This window comes from Nocardia abscessus, assembly GCF_015477775.1.
GTDB classification, from domain to species: domain Bacteria; phylum Actinomycetota; class Actinomycetes; order Mycobacteriales; family Mycobacteriaceae; genus Nocardia; species Nocardia abscessus_A.
This window is the reverse complement of sequence record NZ_JADLQO010000001.1, coordinates 913,852-933,109: the sequence shown is the minus strand read 5'-3', so window position 1 is coordinate 933,109 and position 19,258 is coordinate 913,852. Positions and strand designations below refer to the sequence as shown.

The window sequence follows — 19,258 nt, the reverse complement described above, 5'->3', positions numbered from 1 at the left end:
CGCGTCGCCACCTCCGTTACGGCCGATGCGACGTGCATTGCTCTGGCAAATGATTCCCGGGAAGATCCATCAATTCGCCGACGCCGTCCGTCAACCTCAGGATTCTGGCTGCGCCGACTGTCAGCGCTGCCCGGTGACCGAGAACTATCGTCGTGATTCCGAGACCCTGAATATTGCGGAGGATCGCGCTCTCGGTGTCGGGATCGACGGCACTGGTGGATTCGTCCAGAATCAGTAGAGAAGGTTTCTTCACCAGTGCTCTCGCCAAAGCCATGCGCTGCCGCTGACCGCCGGACACTCCGGCGCCACCGGCGCCGAGTAGAGTCTCATATTTCATCGGCAAGGTACAAATAAAATCATCGATCTCCGCGAGACGTGCCGCAGCGCGGACATCATCGAGCGAAGCGTCCGGGCAGCTGAACCTGATATTGTCCAGAATGCTCCCCGACATCAAGGAACTGTTCTGGTCGACATATCCGATGTGTCTGCGATACTCGGTCGGGTCGATTTCGGCCAGATCGACCCCATCGATCAATATCCGCCCCGATGTCGGACTCAGCAGACCGCTGATGAGCATTCCCAACGTAGATTTCCCGGATCCCGATGGTCCGATGATCGCCAGTAGCCGCCCGGACGAAATCTCAGCCGTCGCCTCACGGACCGATGCCGTGGTCGCGCCGTCATAGGCGAACGAGACGCTTTCCAACCGGATGCACGGCGGCCGATCGTCCTGCGCCATGGCCCGTACGCCGCGCCGCTCGACAGGGCTCGTCAGCACGTCATCGATCCGATACAGGTCGGGCAGCAATTCCACGAGTGCAGCCGATGCCAGAGACAGATTCGACAGCGAGGCGAACAACCCTGAACTCAGGGCCCCCAACGAGACCGCAGCGGACAAACTCGCACCGCTACGTACGCTAGCGGACACACCTATGAGCAAGACCAACAGAGGCGCAGCAAACTGCAGGGTCGCCATGAATGACGAGACCGTTCCCGCATGCCGTCGCTGCCTCGTCCCGGATGTCAGTTCGTTCGCGAACGAATTCAGCCATCGAGCATGCACGATGGTCTCGGCACCCAAGGATTTTACGGTCGTCATGTTGGTGAGGATCTCGTGAAGCTCGTTGGACGACTTGGTGCGAGCCTCGAGCAGATCCGAGGACAGCTGCCGGTGTCGCTGCCACGACAGTGCCGTCACGAGCACGAAGCCGACGATGCAGATGATTATCGCGAGGGACAACCAGAATTCTCTGTAGCCGATGATCAGCACGTACCCGATGACCAGTAGTGCGTCGAGCACAGCGCCGACCGTGGTAACCGACACGATCTGCCTGAGTCGTGCAGTGGACCGGACCCGCTGGGCCAGGTCGCCCGGGTGTCGTGCGTGAAAGAAGTCCAGCGGGAGTCGGCTGAGACGTCCCATGAGTTGGTGTGCCGCACGCTCCTCGAGAAGGCTTTGTATCGAGACGATCAACCGCGAGCGTGTGAAGTGCAATATTCCGAAAGAAATAACCGCGCAAATCAGCACGGCAGCCCATCGCAGCTGAGCTGAAGGGCCATGCACCGCATCCGCACCAGCGGTGATTATGTGTGCCAGAACAAATGGAAAGGTCAGCGCGTAAACAAGGAGCAAGGCGGATACGATCAGGGCGGCCAGCCACTTGAGAGTTCGAGGCAGGAATGCTTTCGCTACGGCGATGCTACTGTTTTCACCCGCTTCGTGGGTATCAGGTCGGTCGGTGGTGGGCTGGCTTGTGAACTCCAAAGCCAACCCGGTGAAATCGGTGTCGGCCTCACTCCAGCTGATACCTCGACGCCCAACGGCCGGATCGATGATCACAACTCGAGACCGGGTAGCTTTCACCAGAACGACAAAATGGTTGAAGCGCCAGAACAGGATAGAACCGGGTGCCAGATGCGCGAGCCCGGCCAGGTTGGTGCGCACTCCGCGGCCATCCAGCCCGTGCCGCCGACCGAGCTCCAGCAACCTCGATGCAGACACCCCGTTTCGGCCGCTGCCCGCTTCCTCTCGAAGCTGCTGAGCAGGTACGTGGACGCCACGGCTGGCAAGGACCATCCGCAGACATGCCGGGCCGCAGTCCGCTGCCGTCATTTGTGGGTAGAAGGGCACACTATCGGACTCGACAGCCCGGAGGACGAGACCTAGCCTATTCGGATCGCGGCCGGCGCGGAACGCTACGGCTCCGAAAAGGCTCGAGCGGCCGTACCGGTCGAGGGAAGGCTTGCGAAACCGGGGTCGACCCGGACGTTTTTCATCCTTCTCCGCGAGTATGTCCCGTGTCATTGTCCCGCCAATTGGCTGAAAAGGTACGCAGACTCTTCCACGGAGAATTTAGCGGAGTTCGTCTGCAAAGTGATATTGAAAGCCTCACCTGTGTCGCTGACGTCGAGAGACATCGGCCTGGCCAGTGCATACGGCGGATTGAATCTCTCCGTGGGCACGACGTCGGCTTGTCTGCTCCGGCTGCTGGGCCTGGAGGCATCGATGTAGTTGAACACCGGAAAGGGACGCCGCGGTATGCCTTGTCGTAGCTCGAGGTTGCGCAGTTCCCGGCTGTCGATCTGCTGGTGCGCAGCCGTACGAATCAGCTGACCTGCTATTCTGTTTCGCCAGGACTGTCCGCCGAAGTCGACTATAATTGGACGAATCGCCGAAAACATCCCGACTTGGTGTGTCAGGCTCCCCGAACGGCTCGTGCAGACGACATCGATCAAAGTTGTCCGGGGCTGGTGCCTCCGCCACACGGAAATCAGCCGATCGAGAAACATCACCGATGCACCCCATGCCCCTGCTGCGGTCGTGCGCTTGAGCTCGGCATATGTCTCACCGGCAAGGATTGCCTTGTGGGTTCGCGGGCGTGCCGGAGGAAGATCCAGGCACCCGCTGAATGCCTCAGCGGGCAGATCTAGTTCTCGTTCCCAGTGACGCCTTGCTGCCCTTTCGGCCGCAGGCGTCAGAAGCACCTCACCGACGGCGGATTCGTATCGATCGCGGGGCATGACTGGATCGTCGCCTTGTGCGGCAGTGAGCACAGTCGATCGGAGAGCGTTCAGCACCAGCACGATCGAGGTCCGGTCGATGGCGATATGCTGCAACGAAATCACCAGCTGATATTTGCGTTCCGAAGCTTTCACAACCACGAATCGATAGACGCCGCGACGGGCCCAATCCCACTCGACGGCATCTCGGTAAAGAATGCTACGGGCGTAGCGCGATTGCTTATCGGCGGTAGCATCCGAAACATCATGGAATTCAACCGCCAGCTCATGTCGGTCGAAAGGCTCGACCTCTTGGAGATACCCATGCGACGCCGACCCCGAGAATCGCAGCCGCAGTGCCGAGAATCCACGGACAACTGCTTGTATTCCTACGACAATATGCTCCGGCCGCACCTGAGCCGGGAACGTCATCGTGAATCCGAAGGGGGTGCTGGAATGCTCCGCAATCTCCTGCCACGATAACAAGTCTGCCTGACCAGCGAGAACGGGAAATTTCATACATGACCTCGAGTCGACGAATATTAGGCGGCCGAACGGAGCGCGAGGGGCCTCAGACATATGTCTGAGGCCCCTGGCGGACGGCACTAGATGCCGACGCAAGGTCGTACCACGCCCCCGACGATGTCGTCGAGGTCGAGATCATCGATGGTCTCGATGCTCACTTTCTTGAAGTCGATCTGCATAATGTTTCACCTCCTTCCGATGCTGTTGTAGGAAAGGGCCCTTTCGTCACGCCCGGCGGACGTTCCGAAAACCTGCCTTAGGCGACGCTGCGGAATTCCACCTCGCCGCCCGAGCGATTTCGAATCGAAAGCAGACACTCGTTTCATCTCAGTATCAACTGTATATTGAGCGCAGCCGCCATAAAAGCGAATCCAGCGGGCCAGCAGCACGATCCATGCCGATAGCCAACCTCCGATCGACCACTGAGCGGACAAGGGATTCTTACGAGCTACCCCTCGAGTCCGACTTTAGGCACGCACCGAATAGATGGCAATCTAGTTGCCGCCCCGAAGCGGGATAACCGAAGGACAACGGCGTGAAACAACTGTCCGGACCGGACATCGCTCTGACGATATTCAGACATAAATCGCGAAGCGCCGTCAAATGCCACAGCCCGATCGCTTCCGATGACAGCCACGGCCCTCCTTGATTTTTCGGGATAAAGGTGTGTCGCTATCAGGTGCTCGTCCGTGTTCGCGGTAGAGCAGGACCAGATTGACCGGAATCATCGCGCCGGGGCGCTGGGAAACAGCGAAACACCGGGTTATTTCGGCGTTTGCCTTGATTCAGGAAAGCCGGCTGGGCGGTGGCCGGCCCTGGTCACCAGACATCGGAGGCCCATTTCTCCCAGCCCACTGGGCAGTCCGTCTGGGCAGGCCGGATCATGCCTTACGGTTTGCTTCAGGCGACACCGAGCGTGTCACTGGGTCAGGCCGCTGCGACGCGTCACTGGACTGCATCTCCATCTCGGAGACCATCAATGACCGCCCAGAGCCCGGCAGGCGTAGCGAAGGTGTTCACGGAGAGCAGATGGTCGGGCACCATCACATCGAAAGTTTCTTCGAGATGGAGCAGTAGCCTCACGGTGGCCATCGAGTCAAGGCCCTGATCAGCGAGGTTCATATCCGGAGTCACCTTTTCGTCCACCGACAGGAAAGGTAGATAGGTGCGCAAAATCATCTCGAACGGTTCGGCCCATAGCTGCCGACTCATATGAACTCCTTTGTTACCGGTAGTTGGATCGGCCGCCGGGGTCACGCGCCCTCCCCGTGACATAGGCATGTGCCCGGTTCGGCACCGTCAGAGAGGGAGCCGGCTCCGTCCAGCAAGGTCAGGGTGCCGATGGCGGTAAGTAGACGGTCGTTGGAGTAGTTGAGACTGGCCGACCGCAGGTCGCGGAAATGCCGCTCCAGCGGCACCGGTGCATCGCGCTGATAGCCGGTCATTGCGCCACCGAGCTGGACCAAGCGGTCTACCGCCGAGAACGTCAACTCCGAGCAGGCAACTTTGAGCGTGTCGAGTTTTATCTGAAAGGCAAACTCATCCATTCCGCGCTCGACGCGCCTTCGATTCATCACCTCGTTCCGAATGTGCAGTAGATAGGCACCGCAAAGCTCGAGTTCGACACGGGTGCGGGCGAGTCGGTGCCGAACGAGATCGCTGTCGATATTGATGCTCGCCGGACGGTCCGAGGATCTGATGAGCGAAGCCAAGGAGTCCAGCGCTGCCCGAGCCGCCCCCAGCCAGCACGCCGACCAGGCGAGATGGCCGGCCGGGATCATGCTGTCCACAGCCACCGCTCGGAACCCGCCCGCGGCTCCGATCAACTGATCGGCGGAGGCGGTGCCAGAGAGCGCCATTGCAACGCTACGTGTGCCGCGCATGCCCATCGCGTTCCAGTCACGCACCGTTCGAGCCTCGACCTGGCTGCGGTCCAGATATACGAGACTGACCCGGTTGGGTGGTTCGTCGGCGCCCGCGCGCATGGTGACCAAGAATCCGTCGGCGAACTCACCGCCGGTCACCACCGGCGCATCGCGCCGCACCAACAGCTGCTGGTCCTCGCTGACAAGTGCGGAACTTGCGGTCAGCAGGTGTGCCCCCTTGCCGGGTTCGGTGGTCACCGAGGCGAGGTAGTACCCGTCTACGGCGATGCGGGGAAGGAGAACCGCCCGCAGCGCGCCGCCTGCGTGGCGGACAACGGCGTCGACCTGCTGGCAGTGCATCGCCCAGATCATGGCGGTGGACAGACAACCGCCCGCCAGCAGGGTCGCCGCCTCGACCATGTCGCCGAGGTCACCACCCATTCCGCCGTACTCGGTCGGGACCAGCAGGCCGAAAAGGCCCGCCTTGCGGAGCGCCTCGACACTGTCTCGGGGGAATTCGGCGTCGGCGTCGGCCTTCGCCGAGTGCCGAGCCAGCACCGGAACCAGCTCGGCGGCGAGCGCAGCGGCTTTCGTCACGACGCCTCCTCTGCCGATTTCTCCACCGGAAAGCTTTCGTACGTCAGGCGCATCCGCCTCACTTCCACAACCTTGTCGTGCGCCAGCACGACCTCCGCGGGTGTCGGCCGTCCCAGGAATGCCACCAGGCTTGCACTCAACCCGTACGCGCCCACGTTGGGCACCACCAGCAAATCGCCCGGAACCAGGGCGGACACCTCCACATTGCGACCGAGTACATCGGCGGGGGTGCATAGCGGCCCGACCAGCGTCACTGTCGCGGTGTCACCGCCGGTATGGTCCGGGGTGGCCGACGGCCGAGCAAGTCTGCCCAGCCCGGTCATCCCGCCGAGGTGGTTGATCCCGGAGTCCAGCACCACAAATGTGCTGTTTCCGCTCGTCTTGACCTCCTGGACGGTTGTGATCAAACGACCACTGTCGCCGACCAGGTACCGGCCGGATTCGAAGGCTATTTCGACGTCCTGATGGCGCCATCCGGGCAGACCTTCGTCCAGCGCGGCATCCAAAGCTTTGCGCAGACCGGGATACACCGGCCGATCCCCTGGCCGCGCGTACGGCGTAGCGAATCCGCCACCCAGGTCGACGACGAGCAGCGGCAGCCCGGCCCGGTCGCGCAACCGCGCGGCGAGGGCGATGTTCTCGCGGAAGGCTGCGATCAGGCTGTTCTCGTCACGCGCGTTGCTGAGAGGGAACAGATGCAATCCCACCAGGCGGGCTCCTGGCACATTCCTGAAGCGTTCAGGATCTGCGATCACCTGCTCCTCGTCCACTCCGAACTGGGACTCGGCTCCGGTCATCCGAAGCCCGCTCGCTCCCACGGAGCTGCCGTTGACACGCAACAAGACCGTCACTTCGGCGCGGTGCGCCAGCGCAGCCCGACCGATGCGGTCGAGTTCACCGGCAGATTCGACGGAGAAGCGTCGCACCCCTTCGGCGATCGCGTGATCGATCTCGGAGTCGGTCTTGCCCGGGCCGGTATAGAGACAGTCCTCGCCGCGGAAGCCGGCACACCGGGCGGCCGCGAGCTCACCCGATGAGCTGATCTCCGCTCGGCAGCCGGACCGCCGCAGTTCGCGGGCAACCGCGACGTGCGGATTTGCCTTGAGCGAGTAGTAGACAACCGACTGCGTCGGCAGGGCGGCCCGCAAATCCGCGAGTGCCCGTGTTACCGCATCAAGTTGGTAGACATAGAGCGGGCTCCCGTACTGCCTGATCAGGCTGGCAATATCAGTCACGAGATCAATCACGAGCGGCTCGCACTTTCTCACCATCGACCAAGGCGGCCAACGCCGTCCGGTCGATCTTGCCCCTCGGGCCTAGCGGAAGTCGCGCCAATGTCCGGCAGTGCGTCGGCACTTTGAGCGGGTCCAGCCGGTCGCGCAGCCGACGGAGCACTTCAGAAGGCGCCAGAACGGTGACCGCGAACAGGACCGCCTCGTCATCACCGCGCGGTGGCACCACGGCGGCTTCATCGACATCCGGCACCGCACATGCCGCCGCCTCGATCTCCGCGACACTCGTCCGTACGCCATGGTGTTTGAACAACTCGTCACGGCGACCGTGAAAGAACAGGTTGCCGCCCTCATCGACGTGGCCGTAGTCACCGGTGTGGAGCACCCGCTCGCCGGTGACGGCGTCTTTCCGGTATATCCGTGCGGTGAGCTCCTCGTCCCGCCAATAGCCGTTCATCAAATGCGGTCCGGCAACTGTGATCTGGCCCTCCACTCCGGGCGGCACCGGACGAGCATCGTTGTCGACGATCCGCACGCTGGTGCCGGGTAGCGGCGATCCCACCGAGCCGGGCAGGGCCAGATCTTCGTCGGGTTGCCCGATCGTGATCCGTTTGCATTCGGTAGTGCCGTACATCAATTGAACGGCTGCCGACGGAAAGGCCTGGCGCAGCGCATCGATTTGTGGCGGCGTCAGCTCCTGGCCCGTGTTGGTGAACAGGCGAATGGTAGGGACCGTGCCGCGTACCGCGAGCCGCGCGAGCATCGTCGCGAGCGATGGCACCACTGGCACCACAGTCACGCCGTGGCGGCGCATGACCCCGAGCAGACCGGCGTCGTCGCCGGGCCCGGACAGTACCAGCGTCGCGCCGCAGAAGGCTGTCAGAAAGGCTTGGTAGAGGCCGTAGTCGAAGGAGAGCGGGAGCCGGCACAGCACCACATCGTCCGACCGGTAATTCAGCCGAGCGGCGATTGCAGTCGTCGCGAACAGTACCGAGCGGTGAGCGCACACCACGGCCTTTGGTGCGGCGGTGCTGCCGGAGGTGTACAGGAGGAGCGCGGCCGCGTCGGGATCGGCGTCCTCCGGCGACGCGGACTCGCATGCCGTCGCCGGGCCGGCGGTCGGAAGGGGACCACCCATCACGAGTGCTGGTTCCGCGTCCGAGCTGATCTGCTCCCATTGCGTCGGTCGCAGATCGGAATTGAGCGGGACGGCCATCGCGCCGATACGGGAGCAGGCATAAATCGCTGCGAGCACCCAGCGCTCGGCGGTGGCGCGGATCAGGACCCGGTCTCCGCGGCGCACACCGGCTGCAGCAATGGTTGTCGCGTATTCCACAGCGTGGCTGTTCAACTGCGCATAAGTCCATGAACCGTTCCGATCCGCGACCGCGACCGTATCCGGATCCCGTGCGGCAGCGTTGGCAACGAGTTCGTGAATAAAAAGTGGCGCCAATTGGCGGGACATATATTATCAGACCTCCCCCGTACTACCAGAAAAGTACATAGCTGAGCGCTCGGTGTCAACAGAGTGAGAATTAGAGCGATATTGGAGAGCTGTTGTGCGCAACGGTTTGTCTTACATGAACATCTTCGGCGCGCCCGGTCGATCTCGGAGTCGGTCCGCGCTCGCCACCTGCGTCGCACAGGGTCGAGCCAACATGGCAGCGGCCACGTGGACGGTTGGCCAACGTCCGGTCCGGACAGCTCCGTCACCTGTTCAACTGCTGACCACCAGCGGTTGAACAGCCGACGTGGGAGGACACTATCCGACAAACGGTGATCACCGAGACCCGTCCCTTCGCGCACCAACCCTTGGGTGTCACCCCGACTCCCGACCAGAGAGGCCGACCGCGACTACGTTGACTGTCGGACCGCGGATTTGGTCTGATCAGATGAGGACGGGGCCAACCCGATCACCCAGGGGGTCTTCTGCGATGCACGCTGCCAATTTGCCCGTTGACTAATTCCCTCCTGCGAGTAGTCGACATCGACAGTTGGCGCTCGCCATGTGGCTGGTGGCATGAGCCGGACAGCGGCCGTGGATTGTGTGAGACGAGGACGGAATGCGATTTGGGATCGATATCGCCCAGAAGAACATGCCGTGGAGCGAAGTGGTGTCGCGGGTCAGGTTTGCCGAGGAGCTCGGGTTCGACTGCGCATGGGGATTCGATCACCTTGCCTCGAATCCGGAGGAACAAGTAGATGCGACATTCGAGGGAATGACGACGTTGGCCGCGTTGTCCGGCCTGACTGATCGAATCAGGCTCGGTCTGCTCGTAACTGCCGTCACCTATCGTCGACCCGCACTGCTCGCCGCGCAGGCGTTAACGGTGGACCACGCGTCGGGTGGTCGCTTGAACCTGGCGCTGGGCGCCGCCTGGAACGGCGATGAGCACAGGTCGTTGGGGATACCTTTCCCACGCGTCGCTGAGCGATTCGAGTTGCTCGCGGATACGATCGAGGTTCTCAATCGGCTGTTCTCCGGTGCGCGGGTCTCCTTCGATGGTGTCGGCGCGTCGCTCAGCGAAGCCCGCATGCTTCCTAGACCTGTGCAGCTGCCACGGCCACCGCTTTGGATCGGCGGCACGGGGCCACGGCGCACACTCCCCCTGACGGCCTGGTACGCCGACGGATGGCACGCCTACGGCACGCCCACCTCGTTGGAGCCTTACATGCGCCGCCTCGACGAGCTTGCAACGGCCGCCGACAGGAAGCCGTCCGAGATCCTCCGTGCCTCAACGCTGTCTGTTGCCGAACCCCTGGACGACGTCCGTCGCAGCGTGTCGGATTGGCAGGAGTCCGGGTGGGACTACCTGGTGTGCACTTGGCCAGACGGAGGCCGGCGCGTGCTCGAGTCGTTCGCCGCGACGGTGATGGTTGAGGCCGGGTGCTGATGCAGATTGTCGATCGGCGGTGGCCGACAGGGTCGCACACGCGGCCGACCTTCAGCGACAGAACCAGTCTGCACGAGATGGGATCGCACCAGTTGTGAATCTTGACGAATTTGATCTTGACCCGCTGGATAGAGCACTCGCTGTCTTGCTGTCCACCGAGCGCGGACGCCAGGACCCATACCCGTCGTATGCCGAGCTCTTGGCCGAGCCGGGCCTGCACCGCAGTGCGATGGGGTCGCTCGTGGCGACACGCTTTCTCGACTGTGAGGGCATCCTCAAGAACCGGCGGTTCGGACATGCGCCCGCCACGACTCCCGCTGATTTCACGACTCCGGAACAGCGCGAGGCATTCATACAGCGGTATCCACGAGTGGCGCAGCGTGCTCCCGTTATGTTGGAGCTGAATCCCCCGGAGCATTCGCGGTTGCGCGGACTGGTCTCGAATGTATTCACACGCAAGGTTGTCGAGAATCTGCGGCCGCGAATATCAGCCATCGTGGACGAGCTGTTGCGAGGCCTTACCGACAAGTTCGATGTGGTGTCCGATCTGGCAATACCGCTTCCGGCGCTCGTCATCAGCGAGCTGTTGGGGCTCCCACGCGATGGCCATGACTACGTGATTCCGCACATTCGCAGAATCATCCAGGCGTTCGATACACCGCTACCGCGTTCGCAGAATCTGGACGAGATCTACCGGGCGACTGAATCGGTCGAAGAGTACTTCGCCTCCATCATCCGCAGCAAGCGGGCGCACCCGGAGGAGGATCTGATCAGTGACCTTGTCGGGGTTCATGATTCGGGCGGGAAGCTCTCCCAGGCAGAACTGATCTCGATGCTTCTGCTCTTGTTCGTCGCCGGCTATGAATCCAGCACGAACCTGGTATCCAATGGCTTCCACGCGTTGCTGTCCCACCCGGAATCGGTAGAACTGCTCCACCGCGACCCCGGTATTGTTCCGCTCGCCGTCGAGGAGATGCTCCGCTGGGACGCACCGGTTCAACTGGTCGGCCGCGTAGCGCTCGAGGACGCGCAGATTTCCGGACAGGTCGTCCGGAAGGGGGAACAGGTTCTGCTGTTTCTAGGTGCTGCGAACAGGGATCCGACCCGCTTCAGTGATCCGGACCGATTCTCGATCACGCGAGACGAGGGCCCCCCACTCAGCTTCTCCACCGGAATCCACTACTGCCTCGGTGCGCCACTTGCTCGGCTCGAGGCCCAGATTCTCTTCGCGGCGATGCTTCCGCTCTGGTCCCGGCTCGAGCCCGTCAGCGCTGCTCCTGTCCGGTTCCGCACCAACCTCGTGCTTCGCGGCGTCGCATCGCTGGAGATGTACCTGCGCGACGGAGGTCGATGAATGAGGCAGCGAAGTTTTGTGGGCAAGCCGATCGTGGGGTGGGTTGCCGACAGCTCTTTGCCGCGATTCGGGCGGCTTCTCGAAGAACCGCTGTCCCGCCGTGTTTTCGCCATAGATGTCACCAGGCAGTGGGTTACACCGTTGGCGGCCGGACCAGGCTGGCAGGTGAAGGGCCCTCCTGGCAGCTACATATTCGACGTGACGTGGCACCCGGATTACGGCCAGTTCTTCGCATTCGGTCGAACCCACAACCGCGGCTCATGGGCATTGCTTCAGGTTTGTGCGGATGGTTCGGCCCAAGACGTGGGGGCACCAGCCGACATCGCCGTTATGTCGCTGTGTTGTACAGGGGATGGGGATCTACTCCTCGGCGTCGCCTCGGTCGAAGGTCCCGGCGGCCGACAGTTAGGCGGCGGAATCGCTTCGTTCTCCCCGCGGAACAGGTCCATCCATTGGCTGTATCGCCCGCCCGAGGGAGAGCACTTCGTCCCGTCCGGTATCTGTTGGGATGCCGGTGCAGTCCTGTTCGTGCACACGAGCAGACATGCGCTCATGCGGCTGGTCCCGGATGGCCGGCTCGAGTGCGTGACCGGACAGTTCGGGCAACCGGATTCAGACTTGCGCAGTCTGAACACCCCTACCGGGTTGACCGCATCCGAGGGCCGTTACCTGGTAACGGACAGCGGAAACCACCGTGTCCTGCTGTTGGACCGAGATGGAAGCGTTTTGGGACGTTGCGGCGGTACTGAGGAGGGTGCGCGCCTCATTGATCCCCGGCACGCCCTCGGTGCCGAAGGCAAGGTGTATGTCGCGGATCTAGGTGCACGCTCTGTGGTGGAACTAGGTCCTGACCTGCGGACCATGCAAGCGCGGTGGGGCGGGCCGGAAGCCACCGGACTGGTGCTTTCCAGGCCCCGCTCCATTGATCGGGCGGCGACCGGAGAGCTGGTCATCGCGGACACGAACAACAACCGAGTCATCGGCGTGGACGATGACGGTGGCCTGCGCTGGCAGCTTCGCGAGGTGAAACGCGTCGACGGGCGAAGCGAGGAGCTGAGGTGGCCGCGGAGCGCTCGCATTTCGAACCGCGGTCGTCTCATTATCTCGGACAGCTTGAATTCGCGGTTCGTTGTTGTCGGTCAAGACGGCTCGATCGAGAATGAGTTCGGCGTCGTGCGCTCGGGCAATGACTCTTTCGCCGTCTCGGACCCTCATGATGGCCGATGGCTGGGCGACGATGAGTTACTCGTAGTCGACAGCGCTTCCGGCTGGGTAGCCAGGGTCCGCTGTGACGGCGTTGCCGCCTGGGTTGTCACGGGTCTGAACGATCCGCATCAGGCAGCGATCTTCGATGATCGGGTAGTCATCGTGGATCCCGAAATGGACACCGTGCTACTGGTGGACGCTGCGTCCGGCGCCGTGCTGTGGCGGAGGAACAAGTTCTTCGACTCGGCGGGGAACCCCTACAGCCTGCACAAGCCGCGCGTTGTCCACTCAGCATTCGACTGCGTCTTGATCGTCGACGCAGACAGCCAAGTAGTCGCCCTGGGCGCGGATTGGCTGGTGCGGTGGACCTGGAACAGCAGCCTTGCTCCCGCCTGCGGGCGTGGCGAGGATTTCGAAGTGCCTGATGCTCCGCGTGACTTGCTCATGGACCACAGGAACAAGATTTTGCTCACCGACTATCGCCGCAACTGCGTACTCGAGTTGAAGGCTGATCAGTAGGTCGTGGTTGCTTCGCCCGCTACGCCAGGTTCCCGCATCGGAGCGGCCGGCGTGGCGGGCACGTCGCGGCTGGTCTCATCTTGCCGACCGTCCAATGAGCGGAGTTCCGGCCAGGCTCAGCAGAGCTGTGCCCTCTTGATGACCCACTCGTACCGGCACGCCCAAGCCGCCAGGTACGCGGCATGTCGCTCGCGCGGCCTTTGGAGCTCTGTCAGCGATTGCCTCACGCCGGCGATCTCGACGACTGCGCTGGCGAGCGTTCTGACTGCCAAGTCGGACTCACTGATTCCCATCTCGACCAAAGGCGGCGCAAGCTCGAGGAGGTCCTTGTATTCGAGGCCATCGATGCTGCTGTCCATCGCTTCGCGAACAAGAATCTGCAATCCCATACCGGGAAGCCCCCAGTAACCTTCATCCCAATCGAAGATAACGGCCTGGTTCGTGGAAGTGCGCAGATAGTTTCCTACGTACAAATCAGCGTGCACGGGCGAGCATATCCCATCGGGTGAGAGCGCAGTCAGCAGACTCCCGACAGATCGGAGCGCCGGAAGGCCGATTTCGGTCATAGCTCGAGCATCGACTCCAGCCCAGTGCAGAATTTTGGGATCGGTCCAGTGGACTGGGTCCCATGAATGTAGAAGTTCTTCGCTCCATGTGGAAACTTCGTTGTGGCAGGCATCGATCAGTATCTTCGTCGCTTCGGTTCCGTGCCGCACAGCTGATGCCTGCAATTCCGCGTACATACTGAGGCAATCCTTTGTATCGCGCGCGATTCCACCTCTACCGTGGACATACTCGAAGCATGCGATACTGACCTCCTCGTCGATGCAGTCGATAGCCAGGAGCCTCGGCACGAATCCGGTTGTCAGCGCAGCACGGTCCAACAGCGGGTAAAAGTTCTCCATACGGTGCGCCGAGTCGGGAGTCATCGACTTGCAAAAGGTATCCGGGCCACACCCCATTACATGATTTCGACTGTTTTCTCCAATGATGGTCAACCCATTTTCCATCATATAATACTTGGCCTTTGCGCTGGCCTCCGAGGATATGCTCCGTGTAACTTTTTCCGGCCGCGAGCCAGCGATTTCCGACGAAAGTATGAATGGGTATCCAATGGTTGACATTATGAAGTTCCCCCCGAAAAATGTTCTTAATTGCTCCCGTGAACGGTCCGCGATAGACGGTCTGCACATCCGGTAGCCATGCATTGTTTATTGTTACGGAAGGACATACCTTCCCGGAGAATCTGAACTCAATAGGTTCGATTGTCCGGCGTATCAACGCCGGGCGGAAGGTACGTCCTTACTTGTAATCAGTGCCGTTCAGTCCATAAAGGACCGCCTGATCTTAGCGATCTAGATCATCCGCCGTATGCGGGTGCCCGCCCCAAGTACCCCTACGAACGCTCGGAACATTCCTTTTCGATCCAGTCGCACACTAGATCCGCTACCTCATCAGGTGTCATGTGAGACGTCTCCACGACCAGATCGGGCCGGGCGGCTTGCTTAGGAAGAATATTGTGATGAAGGGACAGGCCAACGGGATGCGCATGACGTCGCTGCCGGTCCGCCAACTGCTCGTCAGCCGCGGCGATTTCGATGATCGCGACCCGCGCTTCTCCCTTGGCCTCCAGGTCACGGAGGCGATTCTCCAGATCCTGGTTAACGCTGGGCTCGAAGGCTTGACCATCGACGATCACGCCTACGCGGGCACTGAGAATCCCCAGAATAGCCGAATTCATCGCATAAAGCATGGACATGGCGTCGACACCGTTATGAATGCGGCGCGCGCCTGGCATGGAGGGCACATCCTGATAGGTGAAACCTCGGTCGGCGTAACGTGCGTTGGCCACGCCACCAGCCCACTGATCTGGAATCATACGATAGAGTTCGTCCACTCCGAACCGCAGCAACGGTTCCTCGAGACGATCCTGGATTGCTGCTGTAAGCGTCGTTTTCCCGGCGGCGGATGGCCCATTGATGACGATGCACAGTGGTACCTTGTCAGACATCTATTGCCTCTGTTTCTGCGGTCAGTAGTTGCGTCAGGAACTTACACGAGCGGCCCTCCTGCACCGGCACCGTTCCATGAACGACTTGAGAACCCCAGATCAGCATGTCCCCAGGCTCGTGCTGGGCCGTCCAGCGAACGCGGCGCTGGGCGCGGAAGGATGGAGTACTCCAGTCCAACCCGCGCCGCGCGCGGCGTGGCTCTTCCCATACAGAACTGTCACCGCTCGATTCGACAAAGAACTGCCCGCCGATGTCTGCATTGCTAACCGATAGAGAGACAGTCGCCAGTACACCTGGCCAAGGGTCTCCTATCCGTCCATGATAGTCGACGTGAGGATTAACGAACTGACCGACGCCGTATTCGACATAGAACCACCCATTGTTACGGACGGCTTCTGGGTAGACATATTGAATCGACGGTAGGTTTCTACCGAAGATGCCTTCGAGGATCTCCTCCACGTCCGGAGGGATCTCTGTGCACTCGACGCGTCCACTCGGCTCATATATCGCCGCAGCTTCCCTGCCTGTATGACCCGGAATTTCGTGTACCGAGACGATTCTGCGGCCGCCGGCCACATACATTCCTTTTGAGGCTCCGAGAAAATCTTCCATGCGATACAACAGCTCGGCAGCCTCCGACGGTGTGCACGCTTGCTCGACGCTGTGTATTTCCTGCCCCGAACTCGACACCTATCCTCCCCTCCTCAGGTTCGACCCTATTGAATCCATACATCCGCGGGACCGGAAGGCAACTGCGCAACTTGCGCCGGGCTTCGGCCCGGCCCGTTTCGTGACCGAACCACGGCCTGCTATCGGGCCTGGGTCGAGGCTGAACATCAGTAGCCCAGAAGCTGTGCAGTCATCGAGCACTCGATTACCAATGTCACTTCCGAGACGGCTTGCGCGGCCTTTCTCATTGCGTCCGCTTCAGTCGGGCCGGACGCTCGTGCAGCTACAACCCGCGAGGAACGAGTCATGTCCGCAGTAACCAGGTCGCCGCGATTGACCAGCACCTCGACCTGGGCCTCAGACTGAACCGCACTCCGGACAGAGCGGACACGCCCGCCAACCGGCGAATACCCGAACCAGACTGCCCGGCTGGATCCCGCGCGGGGCAGTATCTCGGATACGCGCGAAATCACCGAGGCGCCCGCCACCTGAGCAAATGTGAGGTCATACAGGTCGATACCAATGGCATCCGCTACAAGATCAGGGATTCCGTGACCGCCGAGGCGAGTGTGCGTCTCGATGAGATCGACTCGACCGGCTTTCCCGAGAACGAGTTCGGTATGGGTCGGGCCGTACCGCACTCCCAGGGCGTCGAGCGCGGCAACCGTGCCCGTCACGACCGCACTGACCTCCGCAGTCGACAGATCGGCGGGGACGCAGTGCCCTACCTCGGCGAACGTCCGCTCGTCAGTGTATTTCTGCGTAATGGCCACTGGGCGGTGCTCGCCCGCCTCGGAGATGCACTCCACGCTCAACTGACGCCCTGGCTTGAACTGCTCGACCATCACGCGCTGTGTGCCGGCGATAGGGTGCGCCACGTCGCGTGCCCGATTGAAGGCCGTCTCACACTGGCGAAGGTCTACGAGCTCCGAAATCCCGCGACTCCCCGTACCCATAGCCGGTTTGACAAGGCAGCGGTTCTCCGATTGTCCGTGGGCGAAACGTTCAATCGCGTGGAAATCCGGAGCCTCCGCAAAACCTACGGTGCCCAGCCCGCAGGCTAACAGCCGCTTGCGCATCTCGATCTTATCGGCCACTGCTCTTGCAACATCTATGCTGTGATGGCCGTCGAGCCCCAGATGCGTGGCAATGGTCGCAGCTATTATCTGCTCGTTCTCGCCGAAGGCGACCACGCGGTCGACAGGACATGTATTACTGATCTCTCTCGCGCTGTCGAGCCACGCCTCCGGTGCGCTATTACGTTCAACATTAATTTCGCGTAGGAAAACGCCGGGCGACTTGGGCTCGGCAGGCCTGTGGCAGAGAACCGATGTGTGGACCTCTGGATGCGCAGACGCGAAGTCGGCGGCAAGGGCGGCACCCACGACGAGAACGTGGCTACGAGCCATGGCTATACGGTCCTTCGGTCCAGAGGCGAGTCGCAGCTGGCACGGTGCACCCCGAAAGCCAGATCACCGAAGCCGAGAATCACATCGAGCTCCAGGCGGCCGTCGGTGACGTCATCCCAGGCTTTCTTGACCCCCGCCATCTCGGCCCATGCATGGGGATTCCTGGCCAAGTCCGCATAGTCGTCCATAATCACTGTGGCGCCGGGTACCAGCCGTGGAAGCACCGCCCTCAACGCGCATGCCATCGACTCGTAGAAGTCTGCGTCAATATACGCAAAAGCGATCTTATCCGGCAATTCTCCGAGTGTGTCTTCGAACCAGCCGGGGTGAACAATCGGGGGCCTCAGTTCCAGCCGCTCGTGAAGGTCCAGCACGTCTTCTCGGGACGCTCGCACGTCGCCTTCCTTCAGATGGTCACCATCGATCTCGGACGGCCGTGGCAGACCTTCGAAAGAATCGAAGACGTGAATCTCGCGCGTCGATCGACAAAAGTCCAGAAGCGCCCGCATCCATGCGGACATCGCGCCTTTGTAGCATCCCAGCTCGACGACCGCGCCGTTCTCGGTCCGCGAGAGACTGGCCATCAGTTCCCCATATACTGACAACAATCGATCGCGATCAATCGTGTTGGAATGCTCGCGGAGCAGACTAACTCCCAGCTCGCGTAGGGCGGCCGGAAGAGGCTCCCTCTCCAATGACATGATCGAATCCGCGGAGACCTGCACTTCCGCCACGCCCATCCACTTCCGTTCCACTGAATCAAATCACTGCCGAGCTCGACGGCCCGCTTGCTGTTAGGGGAATACACGATCGAGCGGTATACCCCGCGCATGGTTTATCGACAGGTAGATCGTGTCGTTCCGTTCGACGATCTCCAGATGGCCATCGGAGAACGAGCCGGAGGTCTCGCGCTCGAGTTTGCCGAGCACTCGGTCACCCACGCTCACGACAAGTGCGCCGTCGGGCGCTCCTGCAAGGGATAGCTGAACACCGAGGGAAGCTGAGGCGAACGTTCCCTCGAATTCAGTCCGATCGCCGGATACATGCTCGCGCGCACGGCTTGTCGTTTCTGTTCCTTGGACCCGAAGGCCCGTGTGCGTAGCCATGATATCCAGCGGAGTTAGTGCAGGGTCGTTCGTCAGAGCGACATGGCAGCGCCTGTTGTTCGCGTCGATGACGGCCGCAGCCCGGAATCCGCCGTCCTGGCCGGCAACATAGAACGTATCGCTGCTCAGGGCCAGGCCTCCATACACCGGCCGGGTCTCGAAGCCGTTCGTTACGCGCTCGATGAGCGTGGCCAACTCTTGGGTGTTCGCCCAGAAGTTGGTCGAACCCCTCCCATCGACGAACGAACCGAATTCGAGTACATCCTCATTCGCTCCGACCTCGTAACCGCGAGCCCGCGCAGGCACAACTGCACGTGGGTTGGTAACAAAGTTGCCGACGTCCGAGCCCAGCCAATCCACCACGAGATCTTGGAGCAGAGCGCCGGTCTCCCGTTCGACTGCCACCCCGAGCAGAAGATAGTTGGTGTTGCTGTATTGCCGCTCGAAGCCTGGCACCAGATGCGTCTGCTTGATCGCGAGCTCGAATGCGTCCGACACCCCGTAGGCGAAGGTCGACCTCTCGCCGAACAGCGGGATCAGGGACCGAAAATCCCACAGTCCTGTCGTATGCGTCAAACATCTCTCGACAGTGACGTCGCGCAAGGGGCTGGGGACTCCAGGGAGCAGAGTGCCGATGCGGAGTTGCTCACGCTCATCTCGGCTGCTCCAGAGTCGCGTCACGAAGTGCGCGGTCACCAGCTTCGCGATGGATCCACAGTTCACCCTGGTCTGAAGGGTGAACCTTTCGCTGCCTGCCAGGTTGGCCAGGCCGTCCGCGCTGGCCTGCTCGGCGCCACCTGGCCCGTACTCTGCACAGGCATAGCCGTACTCCGGCTTGAACTCGCCCCACGGCGAAACCACGACGGACAT

15 protein-coding genes are annotated in these 19,258 nt (G+C 61.5%); 3 read left to right on the top strand and 12 right to left on the bottom strand.

Translation table 11 applies throughout. From position 1 onward, the window contains the following. Positions 1-16 precede the first annotated feature (16 nt). The 6 genes from IU450_RS04365 to IU450_RS04345 form a co-directional block, all read right to left on the bottom strand. Complete coding sequence (locus IU450_RS04365; protein ID WP_267470490.1) at positions 17-2,305, bottom strand: peptidase domain-containing ABC transporter; 2,289 nt, start codon at positions 2,303-2,305, stop codon at positions 17-19. Continuing rightward, complete coding sequence (locus tag IU450_RS04360; RefSeq protein WP_195148422.1) at positions 2,302-3,519, bottom strand: condensation domain-containing protein; 1,218 nt, start codon at positions 3,517-3,519, stop codon at positions 2,302-2,304. Before IU450_RS04360 ends, IU450_RS04365 begins: the two co-directional genes overlap by 4 nt. Before the next feature lie 951 nt (positions 3,520-4,470). Then, complete coding sequence (locus IU450_RS04355) at positions 4,471-4,737, bottom strand: phosphopantetheine-binding protein (protein WP_195148421.1); 267 nt, start codon at positions 4,735-4,737, stop codon at positions 4,471-4,473. A gap of 41 nt (positions 4,738-4,778) precedes the next feature. Next, positions 4,779-5,948, bottom strand: a complete 1,170-nt coding sequence (locus IU450_RS04350) for an acyl-CoA dehydrogenase family protein (protein WP_324197545.1) — start codon at positions 5,946-5,948, stop codon at positions 4,779-4,781. A gap of 35 nt (positions 5,949-5,983) precedes the next feature. Continuing rightward, on the bottom strand, positions 5,984-7,234 hold the full coding sequence (locus IU450_RS39500; protein ID WP_324197524.1) for a type III PLP-dependent enzyme: 1,251 nt from the start codon (positions 7,232-7,234) through the stop codon (positions 5,984-5,986). Further along, the gene (locus IU450_RS04345) at positions 7,227-8,684 is read right to left on the bottom strand and encodes a class I adenylate-forming enzyme family protein (RefSeq protein WP_195148419.1); all 1,458 of its coding nucleotides are present in this window, start codon (positions 8,682-8,684) and stop codon (positions 7,227-7,229) included. Before IU450_RS04345 ends, IU450_RS39500 begins: the two co-directional genes overlap by 8 nt. Positions 8,685-9,282: 598 nt before the next feature. Between IU450_RS04345 and IU450_RS04340 the strand changes: the two genes are divergently transcribed. The 3 genes from IU450_RS04340 to IU450_RS04330 all read left to right on the top strand — a co-directional run bounded on the left by IU450_RS04340 (position 9,283) and on the right by IU450_RS04330 (position 13,192). Further along, positions 9,283-10,113 (top strand): LLM class flavin-dependent oxidoreductase, encoded by an 831-nt coding sequence (locus tag IU450_RS04340; RefSeq protein WP_195148418.1) that lies wholly within the window; start codon positions 9,283-9,285, stop codon positions 10,111-10,113. A gap of 94 nt (positions 10,114-10,207) precedes the next feature. Next, positions 10,208-11,467, top strand: coding sequence for a cytochrome P450 (locus IU450_RS40860; protein WP_195148417.1), 1,260 nt, complete (start codon positions 10,208-10,210; stop codon positions 11,465-11,467). Positions 11,468-12,052: 585 nt separating this feature from the next. Continuing rightward, positions 12,053-13,192 carry an NHL repeat-containing protein gene (locus tag IU450_RS04330; RefSeq protein WP_195148416.1) on the top strand — a complete coding sequence of 380 codons (1,140 nt, stop codon included), beginning with the start codon at positions 12,053-12,055 and terminating at the stop codon, positions 13,190-13,192. Between the two features lie 116 nt (positions 13,193-13,308). Here the strand turns inward: IU450_RS04330 and IU450_RS04325 are convergent, their stop codons facing one another. From IU450_RS04325 to IU450_RS04300, 6 genes are all read right to left on the bottom strand, one after another. Then, positions 13,309-14,190, bottom strand: coding sequence for a phosphotransferase (locus IU450_RS04325; protein ID WP_195148415.1), 882 nt, complete (start codon positions 14,188-14,190; stop codon positions 13,309-13,311). 398 nt (positions 14,191-14,588) lie between these two features. Continuing rightward, on the bottom strand, positions 14,589-15,203 hold the full coding sequence (locus IU450_RS04320; protein ID WP_195148414.1) for a phosphotransferase-like protein: 615 nt from the start codon (positions 15,201-15,203) through the stop codon (positions 14,589-14,591). Continuing rightward, entirely contained in the window at positions 15,196-15,894 is a 699-nt protein-coding gene (locus IU450_RS04315; RefSeq protein ID WP_195148413.1) for a hypothetical protein, read from the bottom strand. The genes IU450_RS04320 and IU450_RS04315 overlap by 8 nt, the downstream gene beginning before the upstream one ends. A 146-nt stretch (positions 15,895-16,040) precedes the next feature. After that, on the bottom strand, positions 16,041-17,282 hold the full coding sequence (locus tag IU450_RS04310; RefSeq protein ID WP_195148412.1) for an ATP-grasp domain-containing protein: 1,242 nt from the start codon (positions 17,280-17,282) through the stop codon (positions 16,041-16,043). Between the two features lie 2 nt (positions 17,283-17,284). After that, positions 17,285-18,022 (bottom strand): TylF/MycF/NovP-related O-methyltransferase, encoded by a 738-nt coding sequence (locus IU450_RS04305; protein WP_195148411.1) that lies wholly within the window; start codon positions 18,020-18,022, stop codon positions 17,285-17,287. A 54-nt stretch (positions 18,023-18,076) separates the two neighbouring features. Further along, on the bottom strand, positions 18,077-19,258 hold the full coding sequence (locus tag IU450_RS04300) for a serine hydrolase domain-containing protein (protein WP_195148410.1): 1,182 nt from the start codon (positions 19,256-19,258) through the stop codon (positions 18,077-18,079).